Origin of the sequence: Achromobacter sp. Root83 (assembly GCF_001428845.1) — a bacterium.
GTDB lineage: Bacteria > Pseudomonadota > Gammaproteobacteria > Burkholderiales > Burkholderiaceae_B > Achromobacter.
In genome coordinates this window covers 13183-28370 of sequence record NZ_LMIU01000023.1, presented here as the reverse complement: position 1 = coordinate 28370, position 15188 = coordinate 13183, and the positions used below count along the sequence as shown (strand labels likewise).

General features: G+C 60.6%; 12 protein-coding genes. 11 read left to right on the top strand and 1 reads right to left on the bottom strand.

The window, feature by feature from the left end:
• The first annotated feature begins 42 nt into the window (after nucleotides 1–42).
• The 5 genes from ASE30_RS19730 to ASE30_RS19710 all read left to right on the top strand — a co-directional run bounded on the left by ASE30_RS19730 (nucleotide 43) and on the right by ASE30_RS19710 (nucleotide 5389).
• On the top strand, nucleotides 43–720 hold the full coding sequence (locus tag ASE30_RS19730; RefSeq protein WP_057285978.1) for a response regulator: 678 nt from the start codon (nucleotides 43–45) through the stop codon (nucleotides 718–720).
• The gene (locus tag ASE30_RS19725) at nucleotides 710–2194 is read left to right on the top strand and encodes a sensor histidine kinase (RefSeq protein WP_156407717.1); all 1485 of its coding nucleotides are present in this window, start codon (nucleotides 710–712) and stop codon (nucleotides 2192–2194) included. The genes ASE30_RS19730 and ASE30_RS19725 overlap by 11 nt, the downstream gene beginning before the upstream one ends.
• 118 nt (nucleotides 2195–2312) lie before the next feature.
• Complete coding sequence (locus ASE30_RS19720) at nucleotides 2313–3311, top strand: tripartite tricarboxylate transporter substrate binding protein (protein ID WP_057285977.1); 999 nt, start codon at nucleotides 2313–2315, stop codon at nucleotides 3309–3311.
• Nucleotides 3312–3428: 117 nt separating this feature from the next.
• Nucleotides 3429–3866: a tripartite tricarboxylate transporter TctB family protein gene (locus tag ASE30_RS19715; protein ID WP_057285976.1), complete on the top strand. Its 438-nt coding sequence runs from the start codon at nucleotides 3429–3431 to the stop codon at nucleotides 3864–3866.
• Complete coding sequence (locus ASE30_RS19710) at nucleotides 3863–5389, top strand: tripartite tricarboxylate transporter permease (RefSeq protein WP_057285975.1); 1527 nt, start codon at nucleotides 3863–3865, stop codon at nucleotides 5387–5389. Before ASE30_RS19715 ends, ASE30_RS19710 begins: the two co-directional genes overlap by 4 nt.
• 153 nt (nucleotides 5390–5542) lie before the next feature.
• Here the strand turns inward: ASE30_RS19710 and ASE30_RS19705 are convergent, their stop codons facing one another.
• On the bottom strand, nucleotides 5543–6709 hold the full coding sequence (locus tag ASE30_RS19705) for a pyridoxal phosphate-dependent aminotransferase (protein WP_057285974.1): 1167 nt from the start codon (nucleotides 6707–6709) through the stop codon (nucleotides 5543–5545).
• Between the two features lie 112 nt (nucleotides 6710–6821).
• Between ASE30_RS19705 and ASE30_RS19700 the strand changes: the two genes are divergently transcribed.
• The 6 genes from ASE30_RS19700 to ASE30_RS19675 all read left to right on the top strand — a co-directional run bounded on the left by ASE30_RS19700 (nucleotide 6822) and on the right by ASE30_RS19675 (nucleotide 15188).
• Nucleotides 6822–7856 carry an AbrB family transcriptional regulator gene (locus tag ASE30_RS19700; protein WP_057285973.1) on the top strand — a complete coding sequence of 345 codons (1035 nt, stop codon included), beginning with the start codon at nucleotides 6822–6824 and terminating at the stop codon, nucleotides 7854–7856.
• A gap of 223 nt (nucleotides 7857–8079) precedes the next feature.
• Complete coding sequence (locus ASE30_RS19695) at nucleotides 8080–8286, top strand: cold-shock protein (RefSeq protein ID WP_008157480.1); 207 nt, start codon at nucleotides 8080–8082, stop codon at nucleotides 8284–8286.
• A 2664-nt stretch (nucleotides 8287–10950) separates the two neighbouring features.
• On the top strand, nucleotides 10951–12870 hold the full coding sequence (mnmG, locus tag ASE30_RS19690) for a tRNA uridine-5-carboxymethylaminomethyl(34) synthesis enzyme MnmG (RefSeq protein WP_057285972.1): 1920 nt from the start codon (nucleotides 10951–10953) through the stop codon (nucleotides 12868–12870).
• Entirely contained in the window at nucleotides 12867–13556 is a 690-nt protein-coding gene (gene rsmG, locus ASE30_RS19685; protein WP_057285971.1) for a 16S rRNA (guanine(527)-N(7))-methyltransferase RsmG, read from the top strand. The genes mnmG and rsmG overlap by 4 nt, the downstream gene beginning before the upstream one ends.
• Nucleotides 13553–14353 (top strand): ParA family protein, encoded by an 801-nt coding sequence (locus ASE30_RS19680; protein WP_057285970.1) that lies wholly within the window; start codon nucleotides 13553–13555, stop codon nucleotides 14351–14353. Before rsmG ends, ASE30_RS19680 begins: the two co-directional genes overlap by 4 nt.
• A gap of 10 nt (nucleotides 14354–14363) precedes the next feature.
• The gene (locus ASE30_RS19675; protein WP_082601653.1) at nucleotides 14364–15188 is read left to right on the top strand and encodes an N-acetyltransferase; all 825 of its coding nucleotides are present in this window, start codon (nucleotides 14364–14366) and stop codon (nucleotides 15186–15188) included.

The window sequence follows — 15188 nt, the reverse complement described above, 5'->3', positions numbered from 1 at the left end:
GCTTTCCCATTCCGCCCAGCCACTGCCCCCCGGACTGCGTCCATGCGTATCCTTCTGATCGAAGACGAAGCCGAACTCGCCCTTTGGCTTGCCCGAAGCCTGGCCAGGCATGCCGGCTTTGTCGTCGAATGGGCCGATGACGGACTGGTTGCCGAAAGACGGCTGGCAATTGAAGAATTCGACGCGGTCATCCTGGATCTCGGACTTCCGGGCATGGACGGCCATACCTTGCTGGCGAAGATTCGCGCGCGAGACGACCGTACGCCGGTGCTGGTCCTGACCGCGCGCGATTCATTGGCCGAAAGAATCGGAACGCTTCACCAGGGAGCGGACGATTTCCTGCCAAAACCGTTTGTCCTGGAAGAACTCGAGGCCCGGCTGATTGCGCTCATTCGCCGCAGTCGCGGGCGTGAACATCCGCGCCTTGCGCTGGGAAACCTGGTTTTTGAAACCTCCGCGCAGAAATTCACGGTCAGCGGACAGCCTTTGCAGTTATCCCCACGTGAACATGCGGTGCTTCGGGTTCTCATTCAGAAAAGCGGGGAACCCATCAACAAACAGCAGATTCTTGACCGCATCCTTACCCACGATGCGGACATCAACCTGGAAGCCATCGAGGTCCTGGTTCACCGATTGCGCAAAAAATTGGCGGAAACCGGCGTTCAGATCGTGACCATGCGAGGCATGGGCTACTGCCTGGAGAACCTTGTTGACAACTAGAAGTCCGAAAAAAAACGCTTTTTTTGCGACGAAAAAACGAAATCGGACGCTGAAAAGCCAGTTGCTCTGGTGGCTGATTCCTACGCTCGTCTTCGTGATGATGGGCGCCCTGTGGCTGTCGAACCACCAATTGCGCAACCAGGTCGACAGTGCGTACGACCGGTCGCTCTCTGGAGCGCTGCGCGCGATCGACCACAACATATCCACAGCCAGCGGTGGATTAGCCATGGAGCAGCCATACCTGATGCTGGAATTTTTCGAGCTCACGGCCAATGGCAGCGTTTTCTACCGGGTCGCGACAGAGGACGGGCTGGCCGAAATCGGCCACGCCGACCTGCCCATGCCGGACCAGCCGCTGGTCTCCGGCGAACCGCGGTTTTTCTACGCGACTTACCAGGGGTCGCCGGTCAGGGTTGCCGCCCTGGCTCGGCCCATGGATCCGCCGCTGTACGCGAACAAAGGGGGACGGGTCATCGTGCAGGTGGCCGAAGGGCTGGAAAGCCGTCAGGCGTTTCTCCACAAGGTGCTGGTGCGTTCCGTGGAACGCGACCTGGCAGTGATCCTGATCAGCGTTCTGGTGATCGTGCTGGGCGTTTTCATGGCCTTGCGTCCCCTCGTCCGGCTCCGCCAGGAGGTCGAAGGACGTTCCGCGGACGATTTAAGCCCCGTGAGCGCTTCCGACATGCCAGGTGAGGTCCTACCCCTGGTTGCCGCCGTAAATCTCCATATGGCCCGTTTTGCGGCGTTGGGGAGGGTTCAAAGCCAGTTCCTGGACGACGCATCGCATCAGTTGCGCACGCCATTGTCGGTTTTGCGGACCCAGACGGCATATGCCCTGCGCGAAACAGACCCCCAGGAGGTCCGTACAGCCCTTCTGGCGATGCAAGAGGGGTTGGACAGGGCCGTACGCACCACCAACCAGATGCTCGCCCTGGCGCGCGCCAAGGACGCTTCCCTGGCCGAAGGTGGATTCACCCCCGAACCCGTGGATCTGGTGGACCTGGCTGACGGGGTCATCCGGGGACTGCTTCCCAGCGCCCGCGGCCGGCAACTCGATATCGGCCTGGAAGCCGATCAGCGACCCGTGGCGGTCAGTGGAGCCGAGTGGCTGCTGCGGGAAGCGGTCAGCAACCTGGTCGATAACGCCATCCGCTATGCGTCCACGGGCGGGGTGGTCACCGTAAGGATCCAGGTCGCAGCCGGGGAAGCGCGGCTGGTCGTAGAGGATGACGGCCCCGGCATGTCCGCCGAGGATATCGCCCGGGCCTGCGTCCGGTTCCGCCGGGGCGCGGCAGGCAAGAACAAGCCGGGCGCTGGCCTGGGCCTGGCGATCGTGGGCACCATTGCCGAAATGCTGGGCGCCCGCCTGGTCCTGGAGAACCGGGTTCCGCTACCGGGGCTGCGAGCAGCGTTGGTGTTTACCCTGGGTTTGGAGCGGAATGCTGCGGCGCGTCACGAAAACGGCCGAAATTGAAAGGTTGTGGAAAGCTTTGATTTTGTACGGTTGCGTCCACTGGAGCCGCCGACGCGCACGGATTGCCCTGAGGGCGCTTCCAGCCATACCTAGACCTATAAATCCTGGAGACGCAAAAATGCAGACGAGTCTGAAGCTGCGCCTGGCCGCTGTCGCGGCGCTTGGCGCGATTACCCTGTCCCTGGGCGCGGCCCACGCCGCCGAGGAGCCCCGCCGTCCGGAATGCATCGCGCCGGCACAGCCGGGTGGTGGATTCGACCTGACCTGCCGCCTGGCCACCGAAGGCCTGAAGCAGAGCGGCGCGCTCAAGAACGCCATGCGCATCGTCTACATGCCCGGCGGCATCGGCGCCGTCGCCTACAACAACATCGTCGCCCAGCATCCCAACGAACCGGGCACGATCGTCGCGTTTTCGGGTGGCTCACTGCTCAACCTCGCCCAGGGCAAATTCGGCAAGTACAACGTCAACGACGTGCGCTGGCTGGCCGCCATCGGTACGGACTACGGCGTGGCCGTCGTGCGCAACGATTCCCCGTATACCGATTTGAAGAGCCTGATGGACGCCTTCAAGCAGGATCCCACCAAGATCGTGCTTGGCGCCGGCGGCACCGTGGGCAGCCAGGACTGGATGAAGGCTGCGCTGACCGCCAAGGCTGCGGGCGTGGACTTCAAGAAAATGCGGTTCGTGGCGTTCGAAGGCGGCGGCGAGGCCGTGACCGCGCTGCGCGGCGGGCATATCCAGGCCTACATGGGCGATGCGGCGGAAGCATTCACGATGCTGGAAGGCGGTGCGCCCATCCGCGTGCTGGCCGTGTTCAACGACCAGCGCCTGCCGGGCAAGCTGGGGTCGGTGCCCACCGCGAAGGAACAAGGCTACGACATCGTATGGCCCATCATCCGCGGCTTCTACGTGGGTCCCAAGGTGTCCGATAGCGACTATCAGTTCTGGGTCGACGCCTTCAACAAGGCCACCTCCGCGCCCGAGTTCGAAAAATTGCGTCAGCAACAGGGTCTGTTCCCGTTCAACAAGACGGGCCCCGAACTCGACGCCTACGTGAAAAACCAGGTCAAGCAGTACGGCGAACTGGCAGACTCGTTCGGCCTGGTGAAGAAGTAAGCCTCAAGGCTGTCCCTCTCGATCTCTCGCCCACCTGGGCCTGTCCGCCGCCGGCCGTGCCGGCGGCGGACAGGGATCGCTGCGCCGCACGGCGCGACTACAACGGAAAAGTGGATCATGAACGATCGAATCTTGGGCATTGCGGCCCTGGCGTTATCCGCCTTCATGACGGTGGCCGGATGGGGAATCGAAGCCCCGTTCGCCTATGAACCCGTTGGCCCGCGCGCCTTCCCGCTGCTGCTGGCGCTGATCATCGGCTTGTGCGGGCTGTGGCTGGTCTACAAGGGCGGCCATGCTGTCGAAGCCAATCCGCCGGGCGCCAACGCGCGCATCGCGCTGATGGTTGCGTTCGCGGCGGCGTATGCCTTCTTGTTCCAGTGGCTGGGCTTTGTCATCGCCACTTCCCTGATGACGGTCTTTGTGGGCCGCCTGTTCGGGGGTGGCTGGGTCAAATGCGCCATCGGTGGCGTCGTCATGAGCCTTTTCTTTTTCGTGCTTTTCGACAAGGTGCTGGACGTGGTCCTGCCGGGCGGAATGCTGGAGAACCTGATATGAGCGGCATTCTTGATCATCTGTCGATTGGCTTTGGCGTCGCCTTTTCGTTCACGAACATCCTGGTGGCGGCGATCGGTTCGTTCATCGGGACGATGGTGGGGGTGCTGCCTGGGCTGGGGCCGGTCAACGGCGTGGCCATGCTGATACCGATTGCCTTCGCCATGAACCTGCCACCCGAAACCGCCTTGATCCTGCTGGCGGCCGTGTACGTGGGAGCGGAGTACGGCGGCCGCATCACGGCCATCCTGCTGAACGTGCCCGGCGAGGCCAGCGCCATCATGACCACGTTGGACGGCTATCCGCTGGCCCGCCAGGGGCTCGCCAACGTGGCGCTGTCGTTGTCGGCTTGGTCGGCGTTCTTCGGCGCGATTGTCTCGGTCGTGGGCATCATTCTGCTGGCGCCGATGCTGGCGAAATGGGCGTTGGCCTTTGGTCCCGCCGAGTATTTCGTGCTGATGATATTCGCGTTCTGCTGCCTCACCAGCCTGCTGGGCAAACAGCCCGTGAAGGGCGTGCTGGCGGCGATGATCGGTCTGTCGATATCCGTGGTCGGCGTGGATGCGAACTCGGGCGTGTATCGCTACACCTTCGAGTCCGTCCATCTGGCTGACGGCATCGATTTCGTCGTGGTGGTGATCGCGTTGTTCGCGGTCAGCGAGATGCTGGAAATGCTCGAGAAGGTGATGGGGGGCCACAGCGTCGAGGTCAAGCCCAGTGGCCGCAAGCTGTTCAACCTGAAAGAGATGGCGTTCACCTGGTGGAGCGTCGTGCGCAGCGCGCTGGTGGGCTTCGGCGTGGGCGTGCTGCCCGGAGCCGGCGCCAGCGTGGCCGCGGCCGTGGCGTACTCGCAGGAAAAACGCATCATCGAAGCCAAGGATCCCGAAGCCAAATTCGGAAAGGGCGACATGCGCGGCCTGGTCGCGCCGGAAGCGGCGGCAACCGCTTCGGCGATCGGCTCTTTTGTGCCGATGCTGACGCTGGGCGTGCCGGGTTCAGGCACCACCGCGGTGATGATGGGCGCGCTGACGCTCTACAACATCACGCCGGGCCCGGTGCTCTTTGAAACCAAGCCCGAACTGGTGTGGGGCCTGATTGCATCGCTGTTCGTGGCCAACGTTCTGCTGTTCGTCATGAACGTGCCGCTGGTGCGGTTCTTTTCCAAAGTGTTGTCGGTGCCGGGCTGGTTGATGGTGCCGGGAATTCTGTGCATCAGCTACATCGGCGTGTATGCCATCAATGCGGGCACATTCGACCTGTTGCTGGTCGCCGGCATAGGAACGATCGGCTATTTCCTGCGCAAGTTGGGCGTACCGATGGCGCCGCTGGTGCTGGGCGTGGTGCTGGGAAATATGATGGAGCAGAACCTGCGCCGGGCGCTGTCGATGACCGATGGCGATGTGCGCGTGCTGTTCGCCAGCCCGGTGTCGATCGCGTTGTGGTCGGGAGCGGCCGCGGTCGTGATCCTGCCGCAGATCATGCGCCGGATTCGCGCAGCCAAAAAGGTTGCCGCTGGACCGGTTTGATGTCGTGCTGGCCATGACGCCAAAGCGGCAGCGGGCCAGATGTTGAATCAACGCCGGAAACTTCAAGGGGCGCCGTCTGGCGCCCCTCTTTTCATGCGCCGCCTTTGGGCACGAATTTTCTTTATACGAGTGATTACTCGCTTTTGTACAACATCAAACCTGGCTCAGTCTTTCAAGTGCGGCATCCAGCGTTGCGTCCTTCTTGGCGAAGCAGAAACGCACGATGCGATGATTCGACTCCGGCGCATCGGGCTGCCGATAGAACGCTGATACAGGAATGACCGTCACCCCATGCTTGACGGTCAGATCCCGCGCGAAATCGGCTTCGTTCTGCTTTGATATGTGGCTGTAGTCGGCCAGCAGGAAGAACGTGCCCGGGCTTGGAAGGGGGCGGAAACGTGTTTTGGCCAGGCCTTGCGAAAGACGGTCGCGCTTGGCTTGGTAGAAGGCCGGCAGATCCTGATAAGGTTTGGGATCACGCATGAATTCAGCCAACGCAAACTGCATCGGCGAAGGAACCGTGAACACCATGAATTGGTGAACCTTGCGTAGCTCGGCGCTCAGGTGGCGCGGGGCGCAGCAGTAGCCGATCTTCCAGCCCGTGGTGTGATAGGTTTTTCCGAACGACGAGATCACGAACGCGTGTTCGGCCAGCAGCGGGCGGCGCGCCACGCTGGCGTGCGGCTTGCCGTCGAACACGATGTGTTCATAGACTTCATCGGACACGAGTAGCACGCCGGTGTCGCGGACAATCGCCTCCAGCGCGTCCAGGTCGCTTTCTTCCAGTACGGCGCCAGTCGGATTGTGCGGGAAATTCAGCATCAGAAGGCGCGTCTTGGACGTGATGGCGTCGCGTACCCGCTGCCAGTCGATGCGGTAGTAGGGATCAGCCTCGGTGGGGGCGCGCAGCGGCACTGGCACAGCCGTGCCACCCGCCAGGCGTATCGCGGGCAGATAAGAGTCGTAGCAGGGTTCGATGACGACGACTTCATCGCCGCCGCCGACCGCGGCCAATACCGTGGCCATCAGCGCCTCGGTGGCGCCGCTGGTGACCGTGATTTCGGTCTCGGGGTCGTAGGCGTGGCCGTAGAGTTCGCGCGTCTTGGCGGCGATGGCTTCGCGCAGCGGCGCGACGCCTGGCATGTACGGATACTGGTTGTGGCCTTCGGCCATGGCCTTGGTCACCAGCGCGCACAGTGCGGGATCCGGATCAAAGTCTGGAAAGCCCTGTCCCAGGTTGATGGCCTTGTGCTCGATGGCCAGGCGGCTCATCACGGTGAAGATGGTGGTGCCGACGTCGGGGAGTTTGGATCGGATCATGTTGGATGCGAAGGTGAACGCTGATGGGCAAGGAAAGTTCTCGTAAGTATCCCACTAACTCATAATTCGTTTTTCATGTGGTTCCAACACGGACGGGATTGTGGTTCAGAACATGCTGGTGCGGGTGGCGGGCGGTTTCGGGATTGCGCTGATTGGCGCGTTGCTGGCGGTGTGGGTGAACATGCCCTTGCCCTGGATGCTGGGGGCGCTGCTTCTGACCGCCGCCACGCGGATCGGCGGGCTGGGCACGGCGTGTCCAAGGCCCGCGCGCAATGGCGGGCAGTGGGTGATCGGCACGTCGCTGGGTCTGTATTTCACGCCGCAGGTGATCGGCCATATCGGCAGCAACGCCGGCCCGATTCTTGTTGGCATGTTCTTCGCGGTCGCGCTGGCGTTCATGGGAACCGCGATCCTGCGCCGGTACACCGATGTCGACTTCAAGACGGCGTGGTTCTCTTCCGCGATCGGCGGTGCAAGCGAGATGGCCAGCCTGGCGGAACGCCATGGGGCGCGCATCGATCGCGTGGCGACGGCGCACAGTGTGCGGGTGCTGCTGGTGGTGGTGACCGTCCCGTTCATCTTTCAATGGTGGGGCGTGGCCGGGCTGGATCCCACGGTGCCGGGTCCAAAGGACGTGCATGGCTTGGGACTGGCTGCGCTGATTGCGCTGACCTGCGTCGGCGGCATGGCCTTCATGAGGCTGCGCCTGCCGAACCCGTGGGTGCTCGGACCCATGCTTGTCGCCATGGTCCTGACGGCGTCCAGCATTGAGCTATCCGCCTTGCCCGACTACGTTCCAAAGATTGGCCAGCTCTTGATCGGCTGGTCGCTAGGCGATCGCTACCGGCCGGATTTCTTCCATTCGGCGCCGCGCTTCATTGCCGCCGTGGCGGGGTTCACGGTCCTGGCATTGACGCTGGCGTTTGGGGTAGGGGCAGTTCTGTCCTGGTGGTCGGCGGCGCCCATTCCCACCTTGATTCTGGGGACGACGCCAGGCGGGATCGCGGAGATGGCAATCACCGCGAAAGTGCTTCAGCTGGGCGTTCCGGTAGTGACCGCGTTCCACGTCACGCGCATGGTTTTCGTGGTGATCGTCACTGGTCCCATCTACGGCTTTCTGGCGCGCCGGCAGGGGAATTCCGCCTAGCGGTATTGCGATTCCAGTCTGAAAAATACGACATTGGGGTAAACAACTATATGAGTCTGTAATGCCGGATGAGTATGCTGATTCCGCAGGTGATTCAAGCAGCGCGCAGACCCGGTCTGCCGCACTGGCGGCAAGCGGGAACATAGGTTTTGCACCGATCGTTCAGTTCGCACGGCGTCCTTGATTCATTGCATCTCGAGTTAATTACAGGACGCTAGAAAAAATGGCTCAGAAGGGCAAAGTTAAGTGGTTCAACGCTGACAAGGGTTTCGGTTTCATTACGCCGGATGTTGGTGGCACCGATGTTTTCGCACACTTTTCCGCCATCCAGGGCCGCGGCTATCGCAGCCTGAACGAAGGCCAGGAAGTCGAATTCGAAGTTAAAGATGGTCCGAAAGGACCTCAAGCGGCCGAAATTCGCCCGCTCTAAATCGGGAAATCCCAATTTCCCGTCAGCCAGGTTAGACCTGGCTACAACGCCCCAAGACCTTCGGGTCTGGGGCGTTGTGTCGTTTGGGCCGCCATTATTTTCAGCTGGTGCGAGATGAAAGTTAGTGCTTACTAACACACTCTCCAGCCTTGGATAAGTCTGTGGACAATTATTTCCAAGGCCGTGGATTTTGATGCGCAATAATGAAGCATATGTCCCCGTCGATGGCGAGTTTTGCACAGTTTTCCTGCTTATCCAAACTCCCTTTCTTAATGATCCAGTCGTGCCCGGCGATATTGGATATACCTGTCCGGTTTTAGTAGAAAGATCGCTTTTCCCAGGGAAAACTAGCTAAAAGCGCCTGTTTTGGCGCTTTTCCTACGCGCTCTTCCTAAGCGGGCGGCAGATGCTTACGGTGATTTTCAGGCTGCTTCAAGGCGCGTTGGGCGTTGTTGTTCACAAAGATATCCCCACCCCGGTTATGCACAGAATTACACCCTTGAGTAGTCAAAATAAGGGGACTGTGCCTGTGGATAGAAATGGGGATAGACGGCCAAGATCCATCTTTCGGGTCGCGGCATTTGTCCAATCGCGGGAGCGCTGATGGACGTAGCGGCCGGCTGTCAGTTGTTTTACGCCCATGGCGTACCCGCCACCCGCCCACCACTTTTCCACAGGGTTTACCAATACGGCGCCTTCCTCGGCCATATGGATGATGGCGCGTCGGCGGCAGTCCGAGGAAGATAATTGTTGGGTCAAGCAAACCGCTTATTCAGATCTGGCGAGCGACAGTGCGGTCAGTTGACGGAACAACACTGTGGATAATGTCCCAGCCCTTTTCGTGGGCGGTTTGACTCAGTCACGGATATGGAGTTCCCCCGGGATCAGTGGCCCCCGGCATGAACGCGCCGTTCGCGCGGCTTGAGGCGATGGACTCCCCACACCTGATTTCAACTCCGGGTGCACAGCGTTGTGGATATCTCGTTTCACCACTAACGCACGCTGGATGGCGAGCAGCATTTCTGCGTGTTCCGCTAAGGGCTTTTGAAGTCGAGTGTTGCAGCATGGATTACGTTGCATGGCTCTGCTTCAGTGATCGCTTAACTTATCCCCAGAGTTGTTCCACGTGAAACGTCCGGACCTGACAAATCCGTGGGGTGGTGGGTCTCTGTTGATAAATGTGTGCGTAACTTCCACACGCTATCCCAAAATCGCCAGTTTTCCCTATGACTGCCATCCCTGCTGAATCTGTGGATAAGCCCGGTGTTCAGTAAAGAGAGTGACGTCGGAACGGTTGCTGACGTGGTGGCCATCTGATCACTTTCTATGCAGCGGAACTCATACTGGGACGGGGTTATTTGGCCCGCTTGCGCACCGGAGTACTGTTCGCGTACTTATCGCAATCAGTTGATTGGGGTGAATCTCGAAAAGTGATGGTCCAACCTTTGCTCTCTTCGCCCCACCTAGAAAGAAAAAGGTCTTTTTTTGGGCATAGGGTAGGGTAGGGTGGAATAAATCGATATTTTTCTCAATTTTTACCTTTCTCTGAAAATGGGGCTGTTGTCGGATTAAGGAAGAAAGTGAGAGCCTTTCGAGACGAACCGTGCGGAAATAGCGCTACCCCTCCGCTCGAAGCCATTGAAGCGAGGTTGGTTGTGGTGTGTTTCACGTGAAACGTCGCAAAGCCGTTTCCGTGAACGCACAATTTCTCATTCACCGAGGATGATGTTCCACGTGAAACATGCCGCCTCCGTTGTCGCCCGCCGAGGCCTTCTCCTATGGACGATAGAAGAATCGGCTGGGATGACCCGCCCTGGTCAGGCTGTATGTTCGGGGGTGAAGTCTTTTGGAGTGAGGCCGTTTCTCCCAGGCAAACGTAGCGTCTGTGGACGGGCTGCGCGTTGCGGGCGTGCTGAGTGTACGCCGCACGGTATTTGTCGTCGTCCAGTGCGATGCCTAAGGTTTCCACACTTGGGCGAACAGGCCGTAGGCGAATTGTTAGTAGCGAACTCGGTGGGTTGGCGATGCTCATGTGACGTTTCACGTGAAACATGTGCCCCTAGAAGGACCTCCGTGAGGAAAAAATTGACAATCGGAAGTTGCGTTGTTCCACGTGAAACATGTGCGGCGCGAGGGTAGAGGGCATTTTCTGAAGCTGTATTGGCCATTAGCCCAGCAATGACACAGCCTTGGAATCGCTTGATGGCTTGAGCCATCCGGGCGTTCGTTGGGAATCGTGCGTACCCACGACGGCTAGCGGCGCCCAAGAGGCGCCGGAGTATGCCGTCACGACAGCGGCACACCGATAACCGCACCCGCACCCGCACCCGCACCCGCACCCGCACCCGCACCCGCACCCGCACCCGCACCCGACTACCTGCGCACGTCTCGCCAACGAACGTTACGCGTAATGTTCCACGTGAAACATCCCCCTTCGCCGTCTTTGGTCCGGTCAACAATAACCATGTTCCACGTGAAACATGAACCCCGAAACAGCGGCAGATGCCGACATATTGGACCCCCAGCCGCCGGTGGCACGGTCAAATCTCAACAAGGGAATTCGATCTTTGACCTAGATGCCGCAACGGAACATGTTTCACGTGAAACATGCAATCCCTGCCTCTATAATGAGCACCGAACGCTCTCTTCTACTTCCCCCCAATCATGGACTATCCCCGCGAATTCGATGTCATCGTCGTTGGTGGCGGCCACGCCGGCACCGAGGCGGCGTTGGCCGCAGCCCGTGCAGGCGCCCGGACGCTGCTGCTGACGCACAACATCGAGACCCTAGGCCAAATGTCTTGCAATCCGTCCATCGGCGGAATTGGCAAGGGCCACCTTGTTAAAGAGGTCGATGCCCTGGGTGGCGCGATGGCCTTGGCGACGGACGAAGCGGGGATACAGTTCCGCATTCTGAATGGCTCGAAGGGGCCCGCTGTGCGTGCGACTCGCGCGCAGGCAGACCGTGTGCTTTATCGACAGGCGATCCGCGGCCGTCTGGAAAATCAGCCTAATCTTTGGCTGTTTCAGCAGGCCGTCGAGGATCTGACGGTGGAGGGCGACCGGGTGGTCGGTGCTGTGACACAGGTTGGTTTGAAGTTCCGGGCCAAGACCGTGGTGTTGACGGCAGGCACCTTCCTCAATGGCCTGATTCACGTGGGTCTGCAAAACTATTCCGGCGGCCGTGCCGGCGATCCCCCTTCGATATCCCTGGGACAGCGCCTGAAGGAACTGCAGCTTCCGCAAGGGCGCCTTAAGACGGGCACCCCCCCGCGCATCGACGGCCGCACGATCAACTACAGCATCCTGGAAGAACAGCCCGGCGATCTGGATCCGATTCCGGTGTTTTCTTACATGGGCAACGCCGGCATGCACCCGCGCCAGCTTCCGTGCTGGATTACCCACACGAACGCCCGTACGCACGACATCATCCGTGGTGGCCTGGATCGTTCGCCGATGTACAGCGGCGTCATCGAAGGCGTCGGCCCGCGTTACTGCCCCTCCATCGAAGACAAGATCCATCGCTTCGCCGACAAGGAATCGCACCAGGTCTTCCTGGAACCCGAAGGGCTGGACACGCACGAGGTCTACCCGAATGGCGTATCGACGAGCCTGCCATTCGACGTTCAGTTGGACCTGATCCATTCCCTGCCGGGTTTGGAGAACGCGCACATCATGCGCCCCGGCTATGCCATCGAATACGACTACTTTGATCCACGTGGATTGAAAAGCACGCTGGAGACCAAGGCCATCAACGGCCTGTTCTTCGCCGGTCAGATCAATGGCACCACGGGCTACGAGGAAGCCGCAGCCCAAGGGCTGCTGGCCGGTGTCAATGCCGCGCTGCAATCCCTGGGACGCGAACCCTGGACTCCTCGGCGCGACGAAGCCTACCTGGGTGTTTTGGTGGACGACTTGGCTACGCGTGGCGTGACGGAACCCTATCGCATGTTCACGTCGCGCGCGGAATATCGTCTGAGCCTGCGGGAAGACAACGCCGATCTGCGGTTGACCGAGATCGGCCGGCAACTTGGCATCGTGGACAACGCGCGCTGGGACGCCTTCAATCGTAAACGCGACGCCGTCGCCGCCGAAGTTGAGCGCCTGAAAACGTCATGGGTGAATCCACGCCTGCTGCCGCAGGAAGTCGCGGAACCGTTGTTGGGCAAAGCAATTGAACGTGAGTACTCACTAGCAGATCTGCTGAAACGCCCCAATGTTTCATATGAAGCTCTGATGACTACCCGCAATGCGGATGGTTCGCTGCTTGCCGGTCCAGGCGTGACGGCGGACGAGGTCTTGGCCGAACAGGTCGAAATACAGGTCAAGTACGCCGGTTACATCGCGCGTCAGCAGGACGAGGTGCAAAAGCAAATCGCCCACGAACAGCAGGCCATTCCGGCGGATGTCGACTACGACGCCGTGACGAGCCTCTCTTTTGAAGTGCGCCAGAAGCTCAAGACGCACCGTCCCGAGACCGTCGGTCAGGCGGCGCGGATTTCCGGTGTCACCCCCGCTGCAATTTCGTTGCTGCTTATCCACCTGAAGCGCCTGCATTACGGCTCGCGCAAACAAGCGGCATGAGCGCACCCGCCAATCAGGCCGGCGCGGACATGGCCGGCCGACTCACTCGCGCATGCGAGCAACTGGGCCTGCACGCCGACGATGCATCGATGGCCAAGCTGCTCAATTATCTGGCGCAGATGCAGCGCTGGAATCGCACCTACAACCTGACCGCCATACGGGATCCTCAGCAGATGCTGGTCCAGCATCTGTTCGACAGCATGGCTGCCGTGAAGCCCTTCAGCGACGCGCTGGCTGCGCCCGATACGGCGGCCAAGGTCTACGACGTGGGATCGGGTGGGGGCCTTCCTGGGGTCGTCCTGGCGATCATGCGGCCCCTCTGGTCGGTGACTTGTATCGACGCCGTCGAAAAGAAAACCGCATTCGTGCGACAGATGAGCGGTGCCTTGACCTTGCCCAATCTTCACGCGCGGCATGCTCGCATCGAAACGCTGGATTTAGCCGAGTGCAACATTGTCACGTCGCGAGCCTTTGCATCATTAGATGATTTTGCGCAACTCGCGGGTCGCCACGTAGCCAAGAATGGTACCCTCGTCGCCATGAAGGGCAAGGTCCCCGAAGAAGAAATTCAGGCGCTGCATGCGCGCGGGGAATGGGAAGTCGACCATATTCAGCCGCTCCACGTGCCGGAGCTGCAAGCAGAACGCTGTCTGATCTGGATGCGCCGCAGTCAAGGAACCCTATGAATAACATACCCCCCAGCACATCCGCTCGCGTGTTCTGCATCGCCAACCAGAAGGGTGGAGTAGGCAAGACGACAACCGCCATCAATCTGGCGGCAGGCCTTGCCACGCATAACCAACGCGTGTTGCTGGTGGACCTGGACCCGCAGGGCAACGCCACGATGGGCAGCGGTATCGACAAGAACTCGCTGGAGTCGAATCTGTACCAGGTGCTGATTGGCGAATCGTCGATCGAACAGGCGCGCGTGAAATCGGAGTCGGGCGGCTACGATGTGTTGCCCGCCAACCGCGAGCTGTCAGGCGCCGAGATCGACCTGGTGCAGATGGATCAGCGCGAACGCCAACTGAAGACCGCGCTCGACACCATCGCCAGCCAATACGACTTCGTGCTGATCGATTGTCCGCCCACGTTGTCGCTGCTGACGCTTAACGGCCTTGCCGCGGCCCACGGTGTGATCATCCCGATGCAGTGCGAGTATTTCGCGCTGGAAGGGCTTTCCGATCTGGTCAACACCATCAAGCGCGTCCATCGCAACATCAACGACGACCTGCGCGTCATCGGATTGCTGCGCGTGATGTTCGACCCGCGTATGACGCTGCAACAGCAAGTGTCCGCGCAGCTCGAATCTCACTTTGGCGACAAGGTCTTCAAGACGGTGGTGCCGCGCAATGTGCGCCTTGCGGAAGCACCCAGTTACGGTATGCCGGGTGTCGTGTATGACCGCGCGTCACGCGGCGCCCAGGCGTATATCTCGTTCGGCGCTGAAATGATAGAGCGCGTCAGAAAGGACTTGAAGTAAGCCGTAACTCATGTCCGTCACCGCGCTCTTTTCCCCGACACAAACGCACGCTAGCAGCACGCCGCAGGCCGAGGCGCGCGACGCCCTGCGCGCGCGCCTCGAAGAGGCCGCGCTGAACGCTACGGCGGTCAACGCGCAGGTGCTTTATGATGGCTGGCTGGTGCGCTTCGCGCCGTCGCCTGCCAGGCGCGTGCGCAGTGTAAATGTGCTGGGGTTATCCACACGTCCTTTGGACGAGCGCCTGGCGTATTGTTCATCGTTGTATGCGCGCCATGGCTTGCCCATGGTGTTGCGCATTACCTCCATCGGCCCCGATTTTTCGCTCGACGCCGAGCTGGAGTCCCGCGGTTATACCTTCACCGGTGAGACCCGAGTCATGAGCACGCCGCTCGCCCCCCGGACCTGCGCCAGGGGCGATCTGCATTTCAAGAATGTCGATGCCGGACGCTTCGCGGCGGCGGTCGGGGCCATGCGCGGTTCGTCGGCCGGGCACATCGGTGAACACCAGGCGCGTCTGCTGGGACTGGCTGTGGATATCCAGCCGGTGCTTGCCATTGACGCGGCAGGGCAGTGCGTTGCCGCGGGCCTGGCCGTTCGCGACGACGACCTGCTTGGCTTGTTCGATATCGTCACCGACCCGGGACAGCGGCGCAAAGGCTACGCCGCCGTCCTGGTGGAACACCTATTGGCCGAAGGTGCCGCCGGCGGAGCCAAGACGGCCTATTTGCAGGTCGAGCCGGAAAACACCGCCGCGCGTGCTTTGTATGGCCGCTACGGTTTCAAAGACTGTTACGCGTATTGGTACCGTCTGCCCGCCGAGCAGACGGACGCCTGA

What these genes read in the sequence shown, in the direction of transcription:
- ASE30_RS19730 (WP_057285978.1), top strand. Translation starts at nt 43, where the DNA reads ATGCGTATCCTTCTGATCGAAGACGAAGCCGAACTCGCCCTTTGGCTT.
- ASE30_RS19720 (WP_057285977.1), top strand. Translation starts at nt 2,313, where the DNA reads ATGCAGACGAGTCTGAAGCTGCGCCTGGCCGCTGTCGCGGCGCTTGGC.
- ASE30_RS19715 (WP_057285976.1), top strand. Translation starts at nt 3,429, where the DNA reads ATGAACGATCGAATCTTGGGCATTGCGGCCCTGGCGTTATCCGCCTTC.
- ASE30_RS19710 (WP_057285975.1), top strand. Translation starts at nt 3,863, where the DNA reads ATGAGCGGCATTCTTGATCATCTGTCGATTGGCTTTGGCGTCGCCTTT.
- ASE30_RS19705 (WP_057285974.1), bottom strand. Translation starts at nt 6,709, where the DNA reads ATGATCCGATCCAAACTCCCCGACGTCGGCACCACCATCTTCACCGTG.
- ASE30_RS19700 (WP_057285973.1), top strand. Translation starts at nt 6,822, where the DNA reads ATGCTGGTGCGGGTGGCGGGCGGTTTCGGGATTGCGCTGATTGGCGCG.
- ASE30_RS19695 (WP_008157480.1), top strand. Translation starts at nt 8,080, where the DNA reads ATGGCTCAGAAGGGCAAAGTTAAGTGGTTCAACGCTGACAAGGGTTTC.
- mnmG (WP_057285972.1), top strand. Translation starts at nt 10,951, where the DNA reads ATGGACTATCCCCGCGAATTCGATGTCATCGTCGTTGGTGGCGGCCAC.
- rsmG (WP_057285971.1), top strand. Translation starts at nt 12,867, where the DNA reads ATGAGCGCACCCGCCAATCAGGCCGGCGCGGACATGGCCGGCCGACTC.
- ASE30_RS19680 (WP_057285970.1), top strand. Translation starts at nt 13,553, where the DNA reads ATGAATAACATACCCCCCAGCACATCCGCTCGCGTGTTCTGCATCGCC.
- ASE30_RS19675 (WP_082601653.1), top strand. Translation starts at nt 14,364, where the DNA reads ATGTCCGTCACCGCGCTCTTTTCCCCGACACAAACGCACGCTAGCAGC.